16 protein-coding genes and 1 tRNA gene are annotated in these 18,322 nt (G+C 44.5%); 16 read left to right on the top strand and 1 reads right to left on the bottom strand.

The window, feature by feature from the left end; translation table 11 throughout:
* From purL to MOO44_RS07615, 12 genes are all read left to right on the top strand, one after another.
* Window positions 1–2,226, top strand: coding sequence for a phosphoribosylformylglycinamidine synthase subunit PurL (gene purL, locus MOO44_RS07670; RefSeq protein WP_260116548.1), 2,226 nt, complete (start codon window positions 1–3; stop codon window positions 2,224–2,226).
* Window positions 2,202–3,650, top strand: coding sequence for an amidophosphoribosyltransferase (purF, locus tag MOO44_RS07665; RefSeq protein ID WP_260116547.1), 1,449 nt, complete (start codon window positions 2,202–2,204; stop codon window positions 3,648–3,650). Before purL ends, purF begins: the two co-directional genes overlap by 25 nt.
* Window positions 3,651–4,685 (top strand): phosphoribosylformylglycinamidine cyclo-ligase, encoded by a 1,035-nt coding sequence (purM, locus tag MOO44_RS07660; protein ID WP_260116546.1) that lies wholly within the window; start codon window positions 3,651–3,653, stop codon window positions 4,683–4,685.
* Window positions 4,672–5,256 (top strand): phosphoribosylglycinamide formyltransferase, encoded by a 585-nt coding sequence (purN, locus tag MOO44_RS07655; RefSeq protein WP_260116545.1) that lies wholly within the window; start codon window positions 4,672–4,674, stop codon window positions 5,254–5,256. The genes purM and purN overlap by 14 nt, the downstream gene beginning before the upstream one ends.
* Before the next feature lies 1 nt (window position 5,257).
* Window positions 5,258–6,790, top strand: a complete 1,533-nt coding sequence (purH, locus tag MOO44_RS07650; RefSeq protein ID WP_260116544.1) for a bifunctional phosphoribosylaminoimidazolecarboxamide formyltransferase/IMP cyclohydrolase — start codon at window positions 5,258–5,260, stop codon at window positions 6,788–6,790.
* Between the two features lie 21 nt (window positions 6,791–6,811).
* Window positions 6,812–8,062: a phosphoribosylamine--glycine ligase gene (purD, locus tag MOO44_RS07645; protein ID WP_260116543.1), complete on the top strand. Its 1,251-nt coding sequence runs from the start codon at window positions 6,812–6,814 to the stop codon at window positions 8,060–8,062.
* 89 nt (window positions 8,063–8,151) lie between these two features.
* Entirely contained in the window at window positions 8,152–8,523 is a 372-nt protein-coding gene (gene folB, locus MOO44_RS07640) for a dihydroneopterin aldolase (protein WP_260116542.1), read from the top strand.
* A gap of 5 nt (window positions 8,524–8,528) precedes the next feature.
* On the top strand, window positions 8,529–9,011 hold the full coding sequence (folK, locus tag MOO44_RS07635; RefSeq protein ID WP_260116541.1) for a 2-amino-4-hydroxy-6-hydroxymethyldihydropteridine diphosphokinase: 483 nt from the start codon (window positions 8,529–8,531) through the stop codon (window positions 9,009–9,011).
* Window positions 9,008–9,574, top strand: a complete 567-nt coding sequence (gene folE / locus MOO44_RS07630; RefSeq protein ID WP_260116540.1) for a GTP cyclohydrolase I FolE — start codon at window positions 9,008–9,010, stop codon at window positions 9,572–9,574. Before folK ends, folE begins: the two co-directional genes overlap by 4 nt.
* Complete coding sequence (locus MOO44_RS07625; RefSeq protein ID WP_260116539.1) at window positions 9,574–10,908, top strand: bifunctional folylpolyglutamate synthase/dihydrofolate synthase; 1,335 nt, start codon at window positions 9,574–9,576, stop codon at window positions 10,906–10,908. The genes folE and MOO44_RS07625 overlap by 1 nt, the downstream gene beginning before the upstream one ends.
* A 3-nt stretch (window positions 10,909–10,911) precedes the next feature.
* Window positions 10,912–11,988: a dihydropteroate synthase gene (folP, locus tag MOO44_RS07620; protein WP_260116538.1), complete on the top strand. Its 1,077-nt coding sequence runs from the start codon at window positions 10,912–10,914 to the stop codon at window positions 11,986–11,988.
* Window positions 11,988–12,515, top strand: coding sequence for an NUDIX domain-containing protein (locus MOO44_RS07615; RefSeq protein ID WP_260116537.1), 528 nt, complete (start codon window positions 11,988–11,990; stop codon window positions 12,513–12,515). Before folP ends, MOO44_RS07615 begins: the two co-directional genes overlap by 1 nt.
* 34 nt (window positions 12,516–12,549) lie before the next feature.
* Here MOO44_RS07615 and MOO44_RS07610 read toward each other — a convergent pair.
* Window positions 12,550–12,634, bottom strand: a tRNA-Leu gene (locus tag MOO44_RS07610).
* 247 nt (window positions 12,635–12,881) lie between these two features.
* Between MOO44_RS07610 and asnB the strand changes: the two genes are divergently transcribed.
* The 4 genes from asnB to MOO44_RS07590 are packed head-to-tail and all read left to right on the top strand — an operon-like array spanning window position 12,882 to window position 18,306.
* Window positions 12,882–14,762 (top strand): asparagine synthase (glutamine-hydrolyzing), encoded by a 1,881-nt coding sequence (gene asnB / locus MOO44_RS07605; protein WP_260116536.1) that lies wholly within the window; start codon window positions 12,882–12,884, stop codon window positions 14,760–14,762.
* Window positions 14,763–14,789: 27 nt separating this feature from the next.
* The gene (locus MOO44_RS07600) at window positions 14,790–16,331 is read left to right on the top strand and encodes a UDP-N-acetylmuramoyl-L-alanyl-D-glutamate--2,6-diaminopimelate ligase (RefSeq protein ID WP_260116535.1); all 1,542 of its coding nucleotides are present in this window, start codon (window positions 14,790–14,792) and stop codon (window positions 16,329–16,331) included.
* Between the two features lie 4 nt (window positions 16,332–16,335).
* The gene (locus MOO44_RS07595) at window positions 16,336–17,586 is read left to right on the top strand and encodes a carboxylate--amine ligase (protein WP_260116534.1); all 1,251 of its coding nucleotides are present in this window, start codon (window positions 16,336–16,338) and stop codon (window positions 17,584–17,586) included.
* A gap of 6 nt (window positions 17,587–17,592) precedes the next feature.
* Entirely contained in the window at window positions 17,593–18,306 is a 714-nt protein-coding gene (locus tag MOO44_RS07590; RefSeq protein WP_260116533.1) for an amino acid racemase, read from the top strand.
* Window positions 18,307–18,322: the final 16 nt, after the last annotated feature.

The raw sequence follows: 18,322 nt of genomic DNA, 5'->3' as shown, positions 1-18,322 counted from the left end.
GTGCAAAAACAAGTCGAACTTACTCCAGAAGCAATTAGAGACCAAAAAGTGTATCGAGACTGGGGCTTAACCGATGGCGAATACGATTTAATTGCAACCAAATTATTGCAGCGGTTACCAAACTTTACTGAGACCGGTTTATATTCCGGAATGTGGAGTGAACATTGTTCGTACAAAAACTCCAAACCGATCTTGCGGAAGTTTTGGACCAAGGGTTCTCGAGTAATCCAAGGACCTGGTGAAGGTGCCGGGGTCTTAGACATCAACGATGGGCAAGCCGTTGTGTTCAAGGCTGAAAGCCATAACCACCCGAGCTTTGTGGAACCCTACGAAGGGGCTGCGACTGGGGTTGGTGGCATTATCCGTGATATTTTTTCAATGGGAGCAAAGCCCATTGCATCGCTTGATAGTTTACGGTTTGGTGAGTTGACCAACCCGAAAAACCGCTTTTTATTGGACAAGGTGGTTGCTGGAATTGCTGGTTACGGTAACTGTATCGGGATTCCAACCGTCGGTGGTGAAATTAGTTTTGACCAGTGCTACGATGGCAACCCATTAGTAAACGTAATGTGTGTTGGCATCATGGATCAAAAGGACATTGAAGCTGGTCGGGCGCACGGAACCGGGAATTCCATTATCTACGTGGGTGCAAAGACCGGCCGGGATGGGATCAACGGGGCCACATTTGCTTCCAGTCAGTTTAGTAAGGAAGAAGAATCCGATCGTTCTGCCGTTCAAGTTGGTGATCCATTCATGGAAAAACTACTGGTGGACGCTTGTTTAGAAATCACCCATCATCACAGTGATATCTTAGTCGGGATTCAAGACATGGGAGCGGCAGGATTAGTTTCATCCTCCGCTGAAATGGCTGCTAAGGCCAACAGTGGGGTCGATTTAAATCTTGATTTAGTCCCACAAAGAGAACCCGGGATGACCCCATATGAAATTATGCTGTCTGAATCCCAGGAAAGAATGCTGCTGTGTGTTAAGCAGGGCCATGAACAAACCGTCTTGGATGTTTTTGAAAAGTACGGGTTAGATGCAGTCGTCATCGGGAGTGTTAACGACGATGGGCAATATCGCCTTTCCCAACACGGCGAAGTCGTTTGTGATATTCCCACTAGGACGTTAGTAGATGACGTTCCTGAATACACCCACCCCCTAGTTGAACCAGCCCGGTTCAAACAGGATGTGGATCCATTTATCCCTGAATTTGCTGATCTGGGCAAGCTAGTTAACCAAATGCTTGGCCAAGCAACGATTGCTTCCAAACAATCGGTCTACCAACAATACGATAGCCGGGTTCAAGCTAACACCGTGTTAGCACCGGGCAGTGATTCAGCCGTAGTGCGGATTCGCGGGACGAAAAAGTCACTTGCAATGACCACCGATTGTAACGCGCGCTATATTTACTTGGATCCATTCCAGGGGGGCCAAATTGCAGTGGCTGAAGCAGCGCGTAACATTGTTGCTAGCGGAGCAATCCCAATTGGGATTACCGATTGTTTGAATTTCGGGAATCCAGACGATCCCGAAAGTTACTTTGAAATGAGTAAGTCAGCCGAGGGAATTGCTAAGGCGTGTGAACAATTTGATGCTCCGGTCATTGGTGGAAACGTCTCCCTTTACAACGAAACTGATAACCAAGCCATCTATCCGACCCCATTGATCGGAATGGTTGGGTTGATTGAAGATAATCAATTTATTACCCGTTCCAGTGCTAAGCAAGGTGATGAATTAGTATACGTATTGGGTGCAACCTTCGATGACTACAGCGGTTCAGAAATTCAAAAAATGTTGGCTGGCAAGATTAGCGGTAAGATTGAACACTTTGATCTTGCTACTGAAGCTACCAATCAAAAATTAGTTCACGAAGCAATTGTGAAGCACTTAGTTGACAGCGTTCATGATGTTAGTGAGGGGGGGGTGATTGTGACCCTCTTGGAAACGTTATTTGATAATGAACTCGGGTTCAATGGGCAAACTGATCTAACCCGTGAACAACTATTCTCAGAAACCCAATCCCGGTTCGTGATTACCGTTGCACGCCAAAATCAAGCTGCATTTGAACAACTAGTTGGTGGCCATGCGACCATGTTAGGAACCACGACCGATGATGTTCAATTAGACCTAAAGCTTAGCAACGATCATTTAAAATTAGATGTTAATGAAATGAAACAAACTTGGAAGGAAGGACTCTCATGGCTAATGAAGTCAAAAGTTTAAACGATGAATGTGGTGTGTTCGGCATCTGGGGAACCCCTGATGCGACCCGCTTAACATATGATGGACTCCATGCGCTTCAACACCGGGGGCAAGAAGGGGCTGGAATCGTTTCTAACGATCACAACCAACTTCATCGCTACCGTGGATTAGGGTTATTGGCCCAGGTCTTTGAAGATCCACAAACGTTAGAAATTTTAAACGGGAATTCGGCAATTGGCCATATTCGGTATGCGACTGCTGGAAGCCACAGTATTAATAACATTCAACCATTTTTATTCGAAAACATTAGTAATCACTTTGCAATTTCACACAATGGGAACCTAACGAATGCTGACACTTTAAAGCGCGAATTAAGTGCTAAGGGCGTTCAGTTTCAATCCGACTCCGATAGTGAGCTATTCGGTGATTTAATTGAAGTTTCGGAAATGGATAACTTTACCGATAAAATTAAGGACGCTGCTAATCGAATGCGTGGTGGCTTTGCATACATCTTAATGGCCACCGATGCAATGTATGCCGTCTCTGATCCAAATGGATTGCGGCCATTAGTAATGGGGAAACGTGCGGATGGCAGTGTTGTTATCTGTAGTGAGACCTGTGCGCTAGATCAAGTGCGGGCTGAGTTCATTCGTGATATCCAACCAGGTGAGTTAATCAAGGTCGATGGTGATGGGATTAAAATTGGTCACTATACAACTGATACCGAACTAACCGTTTGTTCCATGGAATACATTTACTTTGCCCGGCCTGACTCCGTAATTCACGGGGTTAGCGTCCATGAGGCGCGCAAGCGAATGGGGGCGCGGGTGGCCCGTGAACATCCAGTTAAGGCTGACGTGGTCTTAGGGGTGCCCAATTCATCACTGTCTGCTGCCATTGGCTATGCTAACGAAAGCGGCATTCCATACGATATGGGGATGATCAAGAACCAATACGTTGCCAGGACCTTTATTGAACCCACCCAAAAGAAACGGGAACGGGGTGTTTCGATGAAGTTATCGGTCGTTAAATCGGTAATTGAGGGTAAGGACATCGTCTTAGTTGATGATTCGATCGTTCGGGGAACGACCAGTCGCTACATCGTGCAGTTACTTCGTGATGCTGGGGCAAAGTCGATTCATGTGCGGATTGCCTCACCTGATTTGAAGTTCCCGTGTTTTTATGGGATTGATATTCAAAAACCCAGTGAATTGATTGGTGCCAACTACAGTGTGGATGGCATCCGCGACCAAATTGGTGCGGATTCACTAGGGTACTTGAGTGTGGATGGATTGATCGATTCAATTGGTTTGAAGTGTGATAACCAATACCATGGTTTATGTACCGCCTACTTCGATGGGAAGTACCCCACTCCACTTTATGATTATGAAGCAATGTACAAGCGTGAAGCAAAACGCTTACACCTATACGAAGGGATGGATTAGATGGCCGACCAGTACAAACAAGCGGGCGTGGATATTGAAAGTGGTGCTAAGGCGGTCGATCAAATTAAGTCGATCGTAAGAGCCACCCAGGATGCGAATGTAATTGGGGGCATCGGCGGCTTTGGCGCTGAATACAGCCTCAAGGACAGCTTTGCTAAGTTCAAAAACCCAGTCTTGATTTCAGGAACCGACGGGGTCGGAACTAAGTTATTATTAGCCATTCAGGCTGACCGGCATACGACGATTGGAATTGACCTAGTGGCCATGTGTGCTAATGATATTTTAGCCCAGGGTGCTGAACCACTCTTCTTCTTAGACTATGTCGGCATCGGAAAGTTGAACCCTACTCAAATTAAGGCAATCGTTTCTGGGGTTGCCGATGGTTGTAAGCAAGCGGGACTATCATTAATCGGTGGTGAGATGGCAGAAATGCCGGGCATCTACACGAATGGTGACTATGATCTGAGCGGCTTTGCAGTCGGAATCGGTGATAAGGATGAGTTACTCGGCGCTGATAAGGTCCAAGCTGGCGATGTTTTAATTGGGCTGGCTTCCAGTGGCGTTCATTCGAACGGGTTCTCCTTAGTGCGCAAGATTATCCAAGATGCCAAACTAGACGTTAATCAAACCTACCCTGGCTTTGAGCAACCACTAATCGATGCGTTGTTAGCCCCTACTAAGCTCTACTACCATGCGGTTAATCCATCGATTCAAGCTGATTTGATTCACTCGATCGCCCACATTACCGGTGGCGGAATTGCTGATAACCTGTCACGGAGCATTCCAGATAATCTAACGGCCCAAATTGATCGCACGACTTGGACCGTCCCACACCTATTCAAAGCACTACAGGAATGGGGGCACTTAGACACTAGTGACATGGATCAAGTCTTTAATCAGGGCATTGGGATGGTACTAGTAGTTCCTCCATCGAAGGTCGCCGCAGTGCAAGCAAATCTTAAAGCGCAGTCGCAAACATACTATCAAATTGGTAAGGTGGTGAACCGTAATCGAAAAGCAGTTGAAATCAACTAGTGGTGACCGACTACCAGTTGCAATCTTTGCTTCTGGAAACGGGACTAATTTTGAGGCGATCGCGAAGGCGCAGCTACCGATTGAGATTAAATTATTAGTCTGTGATCATCATGACGCCTACGTTTTAAAGCGGGCCGCTCAATTTGGGGTGCCGGCATTGGTAATTGAAGCAAAGCATGGAACCACGAAACAACACCGTGAACAAATTATTTTAAACCATCTGCGGGTGGAGGGGGTTAAAGCCATCTTCCTCGCTGGTTATATGCGGATTATTGGACCAACGTTGTTGGACGCCTTTCCCAAACGAATCATTAATATCCATCCAGCACTACTGCCTAACTTTCCCGGGTTACATGGAATTGAAGATGCCTATGCGGCTAACGTTTCACAGACCGGAGTTACGATTCACTACATTGATTCAGGGGTTGACACGGGTCAAATTATTGCTCAACAAAGCGTCCCGCGCTATCCAGATGATCATGTTGATGATTTAGCCACTAGGATTCATGCAGTGGAGCACCAATTATATCCGAATACGATTCTTGATTTGATTAAAAAAGGAGTTCTCTAAATTGAAAAAGTTAGCATTGTTAAGCGTTTCTGATAAGACTGGAATTGTTGATTTCGCTAAGCAACTTGAAGCCCGCGACTACGAAGTGGTCTCGACCGGAGGGACGTTGAAGGCCCTGGTTGATGGTGGGGTCAAGGCCATCTCGGTGGAAAAAATTACTAATTTTGATGAAATGCTTGATGGACGGGTCAAGACCTTGCATCCCCGCATTCATGCTGGAATTTTAGCTCGCCGTGATAACGAGACACATATGCAACAAATTGCAGACCAGGGGATTAATCCGATCGACCTCGTGTGTGTAAACCTATATCCATTTAAAGAAACGATTGAAAAGCCATCCGTTACTGACGAAGAAGCAATCGAAAACATTGATATTGGTGGCCCATCAATGCTTAGAGCGGCCGCAAAGAACAGCCAAGACGTAATTGTCATTACCGATGTTAACGACTATGCCGAATTCATCAAGCGCTACGATGCGGATCAATTAGATGCTGATTACCATCGCCATTTAGCTGCGAAGGTATTTAGACACACTGCGGCTTACGATGCCCTAATTGCACAATACTTAACTAAGGAAGAATTTCCAGAAAAACTAACTTTAACCTATGAAAAAGTCCAAGATATGCGGTACGGTGAAAACAGCCATCAAAAGGCTGCTTACTACAGCGAACCCATTCCTGAAAAGTACTCACTAGCAAATGCTAAGCAACTGCACGGAAAGGAATTATCATACAATAACGTCCGGGATGCCGATGCAGCATTGAGAATTATTGCTGAATTCCCAGAACAACCAGCCGTCGTTGCCTTAAAGCACATGAACCCATGTGGAATCGGAACTGCTGATGATTTACTATCGGCTTGGAACCTCGCATATGAATCCGATCCAATTTCAATTTTTGGTGGAATCATTGCGTTGAACAGGGAAGTCGACTTAGCCACTGCCGAAAAGATGCATGCCATCTTCTTGGAAATTGTGATTGCACCATCATTTACCGATGAAGCATACGATGTATTGGCTAAGAAGAAGAACATTCGGTTATTAACGGTCCCATTCGGCCCCATTGATGCTAAGGGCAAGGATGAAGTGAGCGTCTTGGGTGGCATGCTGGTTCAAGACCGTGATCTACTTCACGAAACTGCCGCTAACTTTAAGGTCGTTTCTAAGGTCCAACCAACTGCAGAACAATTAAAGGCGTTGGCATTTGGCCAAAATGCGGTTAAACACGTTAAGAGTAACGCCATTGTGGTTACCACTGCTAATCAAACCCTTGGGGTCGGTGCTGGACAACCTAACCGGATCGATTCGACTAAGATCGCAATTGAAAAGGCAGAAACGAAACCAAACTACGACCAAGCCATTCTAGCTTCCGATGCATTCTTCCCAATGGATGACTGTGTTGAATTTGCTGCTAAACACGGCATTAAGGCCATCGTTGAACCAGGTGGGAGTATTAAGGACCAGGATTCAATTGCGAAGGCTGATGAATTAGGGGTGGCATTGGTATTCAGTGGCGCTCGTCACTTTAAGCACTAATATTAATGGGGAGCGATGATGATGGAAAATTGGCTATTGGTTGGTTCTGGTGGTCGTGAATATTCACTTGCAAAGAAGTTAGCAGAAAATGGTGACAGAAACGTTTACGTAGCACCCGGGAATCCAATGATGAATCAACTTACAAACGTGGGGACCGTAGATATTGATGAAATGGACTTTGCGGGGTTAGTTGAATTTGCCCAACAAAACCACGTTGATTGGACGATCGTGGGTCCCGAAGCACCACTATCAATGGGGATTGTGGATGCATTTAGGGAACGGGGACTTAACATCTTTGGTCCCACTAAGGTGGCTGCTCAATTAGAGAGTTCCAAGGCCTTTGCTAAGCAAATTATGCAAAAGCGGGGCGTTAAAACGGCTGCATATCAAGAATTTAATTCCGCTCAAGCCGCCATTGCGTTCGTTCAGAATGGTGCCTTTCCGATTGTGATCAAAGCCAACGGGCTAGCCGCTGGGAAGGGCGTGATCATTGCTAAGGATGAGCAAACGGCAGTGGATTCAATTCACCACCTCTTTGAAATCAATCCCGATTCCGAGGTGTTGATTGAAGAATTTATGACTGGTCAGGAGTTCTCATTCATTGTCATGGCTAATGGAACCGAAGTCGTGCCCATGCAAATCGCTCAGGACCATAAACGCTTATTAAATGGCGATCGCGGACCCAACACCGGTGGCATGGGAGCATATAGCCCGGTGCCGCAATTTAGTCAAGCGGTGGTTGATGCCGCCTTACAAGATGTGATCATGCCGGTCCTATCCGAGATGAAGGAGCAGGGCCACCCGTTTACCGGCTTTTTGTACGCGGGATTAATTCAAACTGCCACCGGCACTAAGGTCGTTGAATTTAACGTCCGAATGGGTGATCCTGAGACCCAGGTAATCTTGCCACAATTGGAATCAGATTTGGGAACGGTGATTGAGCAATTAATGGCCGGTCGGCCGGTAACGCCTAAGTGGCAACATGACCGCTTCTACTTAGGGGCGGTGATTGCTGCTGCTGGGTATCCTGGTAAGCATCGTGATCACTTGGCACTGCCCAGCGTATCCGATCAACAAATTAGCATTAGTTATGCCGGGGTGACTGAAGTGGACCAACAATTAGTCAGCAGCGGTGGTCGGGTCTTGATGTTAATTGCCAGTGACCCCGATTTAAAACGGGCCCAAGCTAAGGTAAATTCAGCCCTCGACCAATTCGTCAATTCAGATGACTATGAGTATCGAACTGATATTGGTAGCAAGGCATTTAAGTAATCAAAATAGAGTTGGATTTAAAATCTAGCTCTATTTTTATTGTCTTTTGAATTCCGTTTTTACATGATAGAATGGATATTAAAAATGAAATGGGTGAATCAGAAATGGAAACCATTCGGTTGAATAACATGCAGTTCCATTCCCACATTGGGGTATTGGAAGAAGAACGCGTCGTTGGGCAAGCGATTCAAATTGATGTTGAAATGCAGACTAATTTTACGCAGTTAGTGACTTCTGATGACGTTAAGGATACTTTAAATTATGGATTGGTCTTTGACGAGGTAGCGGACGTAGTTGCCAACAATCGCGTTCAGTTGATTGAAACGCTGGGCGCTAAAATCATTGCTGAAATCAAGTCGCACCATGGTGATCAGTTAGCGAGATTAATCGTTAGAATTAGAAAACTCGCCCTCCCCATTGATGGGGTCTTGGATAATGTTGAAATTGAATTGGAAGGATAATGAATTTGACAGTTGCATATTTGAGTTTAGGAAGTAACCTGGGTGATAAGCTCAGTGAATTACAACAAGCGGTGGAGCTATTAAATGCCGATCCACAAATTGAAGTGACTAAGGTCTCTGATGTTTACCAAACCGCACCGGTCGGCGGGGTGAAGCAGGATGATTTTTATAATCTAGCTGCTCAGATTCACACCACCCTTAGTGCGGGGCTATTGTTGAATGTGATTCATCAAATTGAACAACAGCTTCACCGGGTCAGAAAGATTCACTGGGGCCCGCGGACGTTAGACATTGATATTATTACGTTCGGGACCGAGCAAATTGATACCGAAACATTGCAGATTCCACACCCTGAGATGAATAACCGGCGATTCGTTTTGGAACCAATGATGCAGATTTATGATGGTGACGTTAGTAAATTAGCAGCTGCTAATGCTAAGATTGAGGGTCAAGAAATTGAAGGAATCGGGAGTTTGATCAAATTATGAATGAACAACAACAACAAAAGATTGAATCCGCAGTCAAGGACATTTTAACTGCGGTGGGGGAAGATCCCACTCGTGAGGGATTGATTGAAACGCCCAAGCGGGTGGCGAAAATGTATGCCGAGGTGTTCTCATCGCTAAATCGTGAATTTACTAACTATAAGGTGTTTAATTCCGATGTGCAGGATAATGGGACCGTAATCGTTCGTGACATTCCATTTTATTCCATGTGTGAGCACCACCTGTTACCATTTTTTGGGCGGGTCACCGTTGCCTACGTTCCAAGGGATGGCAAGATTATTGGATTGAGTAAGATTCCACGGTTGGTTGACTTTGTTGCTAGCCGGCCGAGCGTTCAGGAGAACGTGACCCACCAAATCGGGGTGCAATTAGATGAAATCTTACATCCGAAGGGCATTGCTGTAATTGCTGATGCTCGGCACATGTGCATGGAAATGCGCGGGGTTAAAAAACAGGCTGGTAGTACCAAAACGACGTACTACCGGGGTGTATTTAAGGATCCCACTGCCAAGCGCGAACTACTGGATGAAATTAGGTTAAGTTAATGGATAAAAAAGCAGCGCAATACCAAGCAGGCTTGAAGCGCCTGAACCACACCATGAAATACGATGGCAAGCAACGCATTGAGTTATTGAACCGAATTGTCGAGCGCCTTTATCGAACTCATCCCCACCAAACCGTGATTCGAGTTTGTGGGACCAATGGGAAGACTTCGACTAGTAACATGGTCAATAATGTGTTAATGGCTGATGATCGACGGGTCGGATTATTTACGACCCCTTATTTAATCGATCCACGAGAACAAATTACATTGAACCAGGTCCCAATTACTGAACACCAATTCGTGGATGCTAAGCAAGTGGTTCAACGAACTTGTCAGGAATTGGGCTATGATTTGACCCGTGATATTTCTGAATTTGAGGGGTGGTTTTTAATTGCGCTTCAATTTTTTATTACCCAAAAAGCACAGTTTATTATTTTAGAATGTGGAATGGGCGGTGAATTTGACGCTACCAATGCAATTGACCACTCCGATTATAGTTTCTTTACGTTGATTGGGATGGACCATTTTAAATTTTTGGGCAATACGTTAGAAGCGATTGCAACTACTAAGGCGAATATGATTAGGCAGGGCGAACAAGTCATTACCTGCGCTAATCAACGTCCGGTGGTCAACCAAATTTTAAAACGGGTTGCAGCCGAACGTGGCGCAAGCCTTCATTCAGCGGGGGAGGTGTCCATCAGCGAAATTGATCCCGGCTCACTAGCGACCCCGACTAAGTTCACTGCTGAAATTGATAACGTCAAAATGCAAATAGAATTGCAAATGATGGGGGATCCTCAAATTAAAAATGCCCAATCGGTAATTGAATGGTGGCACCTTTATAACAGCACGAATGCCCATCCCATTAAGCTAGATGCATTGCAATTAGGGATTCAGCGGACGACTAAATTAGGTCGCTTTAGTCGCCTTGCCAACGGCTGGATTATTGATGGCGCTCATAATCTTGATGCCATTAATTCATTTGTTGCCACGACCAACTTCTATTTTAAGACCCAACCCAAGTTGATCATGGTGGGCTTTTTGGCCGATAAGGAGGTAAAACGCTGCGTAGCGGAGTTGCAACAGCTACAAAATGCGACGTTCGTGACGATTACACCGGCCAATCATGATCGCGCGCTGCCTTCGGCTGAACTATTGAAGCTCTTTCAAGCGCAACCCGCGATTCAAGCTGGGCACAATCGGGTCATTGATGCGCACTCAATTGAAAGGGGCACCGCGTTCCTAGCTGCCGCTGATTCACAAACTCAAAAAATAGTGGTGGGTTCCTTTTACAATATTAAAGACGTCGTTAAACTAATCGCTGGAGGAATTTGATTAATGCAAGTTAAAGAAGTCCCAATGCACAACCAAAATGATTTAATTAACATTGTCATTACTGGCAATCAAGATGTTGCTTCATTATCGAAGGTATTAACTGAACTGCACGTGAATTATTGGCTGACGAATGAATTAAATCTGGTGATTGATAAGGTCCAATTACACCAGTTGATCAAGTTAACTGCGACTGCCGCGTGGGGCGCCGGGTTAAGCGCCGGGTTAATGCAAATTTATCACCGGCATCAAATTATGCTCCGCGGGGCTAATTTCGAGTTAGACCTAACGATTGACCCAGCCATCATGGCGATTTTAAACACCAGTCCCGATTCGTTCTTTGACGGGAATGCGTCGAATTTAAATGAACGAAGCATTTTGAAGAAGGTCGAATCATTCATGGTCAACAACGCTAAGATCATTGATCTAGGGGGCCAATCGACGCGCCCGGGGTATCAAGAAATCGCTCCCGAAGTCGAAATTAAGCGAACGGTTCCGTTCATTAAGCTGATCAAACGGGAATTTCCGGATGCAATTATTTCTGTTGATTCCTATAAACCAGCGGTCATTCAGGCGGTATTAGATGCCGGGGCTGATATTATAAACGACATTAATGGCTTTGAAGACAGCGATGCGAAATTAAAATTAATAGCCGCTTACCATCCCGCTTTAATTGCGATGTACAATCACCGCATCAGTCAGTGGCAACCGGACCAATTGCCCGCCTTTTTCGCCAATCGGAAGGAATTATTTGCCTCGCTGGGCATTCATGATGATAACTGGGTCATTGATCCCGGCGTTGGCTTTTTAGCTCCTGATAGTCAGGCAAGTGACGTTGACCTGATCAATACGCTTCGGGAGCTGAGCGAGATGAACATCGCCACGTTAATTGCGATTTCACGCAAGAGCATGTTCAAAAAGCAATTTGGCATTGATGCTAAGCAAAACGTTTGGTCGACCCTGGTGGCTGAATTGATGATGGTTCATATGGGGGGCCAAATTATCCGGGTCCATGATGTTGAAGAGACTAACCTCATGTTACAAATGCGCAAACAACTTGAGTTTCCATGGTGGCAACAATGATGGCACAAAGCGTTGATTCGCTGCTTGCGTTGCTTGCCCAACTGAGGACTTCCCGCTACCGAATTAACGAGCAGGCATACCACACTGCGGTGACGTTCATTCGAACGAACCAGGATCGATTAGCAGACCGCAAGAACATGGATGGCCATTTAAGTGCCAGCGCCTATGCGTTTCAAGACGGCCGGATTTGGTTTATTAAGCATCCATATTTGCATACGATTTTATTACCTGCCGGCCACGTTGAACCAGGGGAATCCCCGCTTAAGACTGCTCAACGTGAATATCTTGAAGAAACTGGATTTGCCACGCACCCCATTAACGATGAATTACGCGGCCTGCGGGATGTAAACGTGATTAAGATTCCCGCCAACCCCCTTAAAAACGAGGGGGCACACGTTCATATTGATTTACGGTTTCAACTGACCATTAGTCATCAGCAGCGTGGTCAAGCCGAACTACCAACCTTTTTATTAGGTAGGGATGCTGCGCCGGGAGAATTTCATAAGTATTTTGATCAAAACCAATAAAAAAAGCGGAAGATAAAATCTTCCGCTTTTGTGATGCCCCAAGCAGGATTCGAACCTGTACTTGATAAAATCAAACAGCGACCTGAACGCTGCGCGTCTGCCAATTCCGCCATTGGGGCAAGCAACTAATATTTTACTATAATTCAGTAATAAAATAAAGTTACTGGTCAAATTTAGTTGCTAAAATTTGCAAAATGGGTATTATAAGGAATAGTCAATTGAATTAATAACATCTGCAACTTTTGTTAAGAAATAGCAACGGTAGTAGTTTATCAAATTATTTTTTGATACAATTAGTACTTGAAGATTATTTAAATTTAATTTAAAAATAACTAAGAATTGATAATAATAAAGGGGAAAATTAATATGTGTGGATTCACTGGTTATGTAAATCAAAAGGATGTCCCTAGTAATACGATTGTTAACATGGCTAATCGGATTAGACACCGGGGCCCAGATGATGAACAATACTTCCAAGATGATAATGTTTCAATGGGCTTTCGGAGATTGTCATTTTTAGACCTTGCGCACGGTGGTCAACCAATGTTTAGTGAAGATAACACCAAGGTCCTCACTTTTAATGGTGAAATTTATAACTACGAAGAAATCAGGGAAGAATTAAAGCAAAAGGGTCACAAATTTTATACCGACGTTGATTCTGAAGTCTTGATTCGTGGATACGAAGAATGGGGTCCAGATTTATTGAAGCGGCTTCGTGGAATGTATGCATTCGTAATCTATGATAGTAAGAAGCAAGAAGTCTTTGGGGTTCGTGATCACTTTGGCATTAAGCCCCTTTACTACTATGATGATGGCGATGCATTCATGTGGGGCTCTGAAATTAAGGCGTTTTTGGATCACCCTAATTTCAACAAGCAAGTAAATATCGATATGTTACCAATTCACTTAAGTTTTGAATTTGTTCCATCACGCGATACGATGTTCAAGAACGTTTACAAGGTCCTACCAGGACAATACTTTGTTCATAAGATTGGTGGCGACACTGAAGTGCACCGCTACTTCCGCTTTAACTACGATCACATTGACGAAAACCAAACGATTGATGGTGATGCTAAGCAAATTAGCAAGATCGTTAAGGAATCAGTTGAAAAGCACATGATCTCAGACGTACCAGTTGGTAGTTTTCTCTCCAGTGGGGTGGATTCAAGTTACGTTTTGAATGAAGCAGCCAAACTCAAACCCATCCAATCATTTTCACTAGGGTTTAAGAACTCCAAGTATAGTGAATTAGCATGGTCTACGGAATTTGCTAAGGAAATTGGCCAAAAGAACACGCCGATTTACATTAATGGTGATGACTACTTTAACTTCTTGCCAACCATGATGTATTACATGGACGAACCACTTTCGAACCCATCTGCCGTTCAATTATTTTACCTATCTCGACGGACCCGTCAAGATGTAAAAGCAGCACTATCAGGTGAAGGGGCCGATGAATTCTTTGGTGGTTACAATACCTACCTAGAAGCATTTCCGTTTGAACGTTACCAAAGATGGGTCCCCAAGCCAATTAGAAAGGGCTTAGCATCGGTTGCTGAAAAACTACCGCGCTTCCATGGCCGGCGATTCTTAATTAGAGGGGCCCAACCACTTAGCGAGCGTTACTACCGGGTAAACTACGTCTTTAATTATGAAGACCGGGACCGGGTTTTAAAGGACCCATCATTAAACCGGGATTCTGGTGAGTTCACCAAGCACATTTTTGATGAAGTGGCTGGTAAGGATGAAATGACGCAAATGCAATACTTTGACATCAATACCTGGTTACCATTCGATATTTTGCACAAGGCCGATCGGATGAGTATGTGTAACTCACTGGAAGTGCGGACCCCGTTGGTTGATAAGAAGGTGGCTGATTTTGCCGCTACGATGCCAATTAAAACCAGAATTCATAAGGGTGAAACCAAGGTCTCACTTAGAAAAGCTGCAATGGCTGCCCTACCAGAACGGGTCGCTAATAAGGAAAAGATGGGCTTCCCATCCCCAATCGCTTCATGGATGAACATGCCAAAGTTCCATGCTAAGATCGAAGAAGCCTTTACTTCAGACGTTGCGCAACGCTTCTTTAATGTCGATGAATTACAACGAATCGTCAAAGAACACGCAAATGGTAAGTCTAACATGCAAAAGATTTTTACCATTTACACGTTTATTCTTTGGTATGAAGTATTTTTCCCTGAAAATACCTCTGCTAAGACCGTTGAATTGGTTCATAAGACAAAATAATGTTGTTTTAGGAAGGGTGAAATTGCAGTGGCTTTAAAAATTGAAGAATTAATTACACTGCTACAAGAACACGCGCTTTTGATCAACATCAGCGGACCGCTTGAAGCCGTAACGTTTGCAAATATTGAATATGACTCAAGGTTAATTGAACTAAACGACCTATTTTGTTGTAAGGGAAACTTTAAACCTGAATATTTAAGGGTTGCTGCACAGCATGGTGCGATTGGGTACCTTGCTGAAGCCGAACAACCAGTGGCAGCAGATTTAAACTTAACGGCAATTATCGTTAAAGACGTTCAAAAGGCAATGGCGCTATTGGGGGCTGCGTTTTATGGCTATCCACAAAACGAGCTCTTCATCATTGCCTATACCGGAACGAAGGGGAAAACCACCTCTGCTTATTTTACGTACCAGGCCTTAATGAACCAGACTAACCACCGAACCGCCTTGATATCAACGATTGATACGGTGGTGGGACCCAAACCAGCTCAACGGTTCAAATCGCACCTAACGACGCCCGAATCACTTGATATTTTCAAGTACATGCGGACCGCTGTTGATAATGGGATGACCCATTTAGTAATGGAGGTCTCATCACAAGCATACAAGAAAAATCGGGTGTATGGGCTGCACTTTGATGTGGGCATTTTTCTAAACATTTCACCTGATCATATTGGGCCGAATGAACACCCGACCTTTGCGGATTATTTACACTGCAAGGAACAACTCCTGGTTAACTCGACGGTGTGCATCATAAATGCTGAAACGGACTATTTAAACGATGTTTACCAAACGGCCAAGGCCACGAGCCAACCAGAAAACATTTATTTATTTGCACGGAAGGATGTTAAGTTACAATTACCGCTATCCCCTGACTTTAGGTTCGTAAGCACTGCTGACACGCTTGATCACAATGCAATTGATTTAGTAGCTACTGACGACCGGAGTGTTCAAATGCAGTTAGCTGGGAATTATCAAATTGCAATTGCTGGTGATTATAACGAGTCCAATGCGACTGCTGCCATCATTGCAGCTGGCATTGCCGGAGCAAATCAGACCCAAATTGCCACCGGACTTGCGACCGTGATGATTCCAGGACGCATGGAAAGCTACCGTAGTCATGGGCATGGAACGGTATATGTTGACTATGCTCATAATTACGCTAGTATGAACGCGTTATTAGGGTTCTTGAAACGTGAAAATCCAGCCGGCCGGGTCATCGTAGTGGTCGGTAGCCCTGGTAACAAGGGTGAAGATCGCAGAGAGGGGTTCGGGAAGGCGTTGAGTCAAAATGCTGACGTTGCCTTTTTAACCACTGACGACCCTGCATTTGAGGATCCACGCACAATTGCCAATGAAATTGATGCTCATATCGACCACCAGCGGGTGACAGTTCATTTTGAAATGGATCGCAAACAGGCCATTGCTCAAGCCATTGAGTTAGCTAGTCAAAACGACATGGTCGTAGTTGCAGGGAAGGGGCGTGACCCCTACCAAAAAATCAATGGTGTTGATACACCTTATGAGACCGACTCAGTGGTGGTCAAAAATATCTTGAAGGGATTCTAGAATAATGAGTGAAACTGACTTTACCCCGATTCTATTGGGGAGTGACTTTAACTGCTATGGAATGGCCCGCTCACTTTACGAAAAGTACGGTAAACCGGTCAAGGCCTATGCCGAAATTCAATTAGCACCGACCCGGTTCACGAAGATTGTTGATTTAGAACTAATTCCTGGCTTTAGTGAAGATCCACAGTGGATCCAAGCAATGCGGAAGTTAAAACAACAATACGCTAATCACTCTGAACCAGTTATTTTGATTGGTTGTGGGGATGGGTATGCAGAACTAATTTCCAAGCATAAGGATGAATTGTCAGATGTCTTTGTATGTCCATACGTTGACTATGATTTAATTCGCCAGTTGAACAGTAAGGAAAATTTTTATCGAACTTGTGATAAGTACAATTTGCCATATCCTAAGACTAAGATCATTAGTAAGGCAATGTATGAGTCAACCACCCCAATTGAGCAACCGTTTGGCTATCCAGTTGCATTGAAGCCTACAAACAGTGTGGAGTGGCTCGATGTTCACTTTGAGGGCCGGAAAAAGGCATTTGTGATTAAATCAGCAGCGGAATTCAATGACATTGTCGGTAAAATTTATGATAATGGGTATACTTCGGATTTGATTTTGCAGGACTTTATTCCGGGGGATGATAGTAATATGCGGGTCTTAAACGCCTACGTTGATAAACACCACCATGTTAAAATGATGTGTTTAGGGCATCCATTACTAGAAGACTGCGCACCCTCTGCGATTGGAAATTATGTAGCCATTATTCCAGAATACAATCAAACCATTTATAATCAGATTCAAACGTTTTTGGAAGCAATTGAATTTACCGGGTATGCAAATTTCGATATGAAATACGATGTGCGTGACGGTTCCTTTAAGCTATTTGAAATTAACCTGCGCCAGGGGCGGAGTAGCTTCTTTGTGACGTTAAATGGGTATAATCTGGCTGACTGGGTCGTTCAAGACTATGCCTTTGATTCACTATCAGATCAAGCGCCCGTTTATGCTAATCAAGACCCGGCGAAGTACTACCTATGGCTAGGGGTAAGCGTTGCCGTATTTAAGCAATACGCTAAGGACAATGCTGAAAAGCAAGCAGCATTAAAATTAATTGATCAAAACCAGTACGGAACCACTTTTTGGTATTCAAAGGACCGCAATTTAAAACGCTGGGCCTTGATGAAGTGGATGTTCCATAACTACAGCAAGAATTTCGCAAAATACTTTGCAATTAATAAGGGGTAGGTTTCAATGAAGCACTTTTTCTCGATCATCGGGGGAATGGGGACGCAAGCGACCGAAAGCTATCTGCATCTTTTGAACCAACGGACACCGGCGCATCATGATCAAGACTACCTCAATTATATTTTGGTCAACCATGCAACCGTTCCTGATCGGACCGCTTATATTTTGGATCATACTAAGCCCAATCCGCTCCCGGATCTACTTGAGGATATCAAGCAACAATCGTTGCTGAAACCGGACTTCTTTACGTTGCCTTGTAATACTGCCCATTACTTTTATGATCAGCTACAAGCCGCAACTGACGTGCCGATTTTGCACATGCCACGGGAGGCCGTTGAGCAGATTAAAATTAGTTATCCAACTGCCAAGCGGGTGGGGCTAATTGCCACGAATGGGACGCTCCATGATGGTGTCTATGACCATGAAATTCAAGCAGCCGGCTTTGAAGTCGTTAAACCAACTGCGGAAATCCGGGATGAAACCATGAATTTGATCTATCACGATATTAAGGAAAATGGAACGGTGAATGCTAATCGCTATCATCATATCTTGGCCCAAATGGTCAATACCTTAAAGAGTGATATTGTAATTTTAGGATGTACCGAACTATCGGTTGCTCAAGAACAGGCTGGCAACCATTCCTATCCGGTGATGGATGCACAATCGGTATTAGTAGATCGAACGATCGAACTAGCAGAGCGCAATCGTCAATCTAAATAAATGAAAAAAAGGCTGC

The organism is Nicoliella spurrieriana (assembly GCF_023380205.1).
Classification (GTDB): Bacteria; Bacillota; Bacilli; order Lactobacillales; family Lactobacillaceae; genus Nicoliella; species Nicoliella spurrieriana.
The sequence above is the reverse complement of the archived record's forward strand: the minus strand, read 5'-3'. Positions and strand labels throughout refer to the sequence as shown.

Bases quoted from the DNA above. Each gene is read 5' to 3' on its own strand.
- purF (WP_260116547.1), top strand. From the start codon at position 2,202: ATGGCTAATGAAGTCAAAAGTTTAAACGATGAATGTGGTGTGTTCGGC.
- purM (WP_260116546.1), top strand. From the start codon at position 3,651: ATGGCCGACCAGTACAAACAAGCGGGCGTGGATATTGAAAGTGGTGCT.
- purD (WP_260116543.1), top strand. From the start codon at position 6,812: ATGGAAAATTGGCTATTGGTTGGTTCTGGTGGTCGTGAATATTCACTT.
- folB (WP_260116542.1), top strand. From the start codon at position 8,152: ATGGGTGAATCAGAAATGGAAACCATTCGGTTGAATAACATGCAGTTC.
- folE (WP_260116540.1), top strand. From the start codon at position 9,008: ATGAATGAACAACAACAACAAAAGATTGAATCCGCAGTCAAGGACATT.
- MOO44_RS07625 (WP_260116539.1), top strand. From the start codon at position 9,574: ATGGATAAAAAAGCAGCGCAATACCAAGCAGGCTTGAAGCGCCTGAAC.
- folP (WP_260116538.1), top strand. From the start codon at position 10,912: ATGCAAGTTAAAGAAGTCCCAATGCACAACCAAAATGATTTAATTAAC.
- MOO44_RS07615 (WP_260116537.1), top strand. From the start codon at position 11,988: ATGGCACAAAGCGTTGATTCGCTGCTTGCGTTGCTTGCCCAACTGAGG.
- asnB (WP_260116536.1), top strand. From the start codon at position 12,882: ATGTGTGGATTCACTGGTTATGTAAATCAAAAGGATGTCCCTAGTAAT.
- MOO44_RS07595 (WP_260116534.1), top strand. From the start codon at position 16,336: ATGAGTGAAACTGACTTTACCCCGATTCTATTGGGGAGTGACTTTAAC.
- MOO44_RS07590 (WP_260116533.1), top strand. From the start codon at position 17,593: ATGAAGCACTTTTTCTCGATCATCGGGGGAATGGGGACGCAAGCGACC.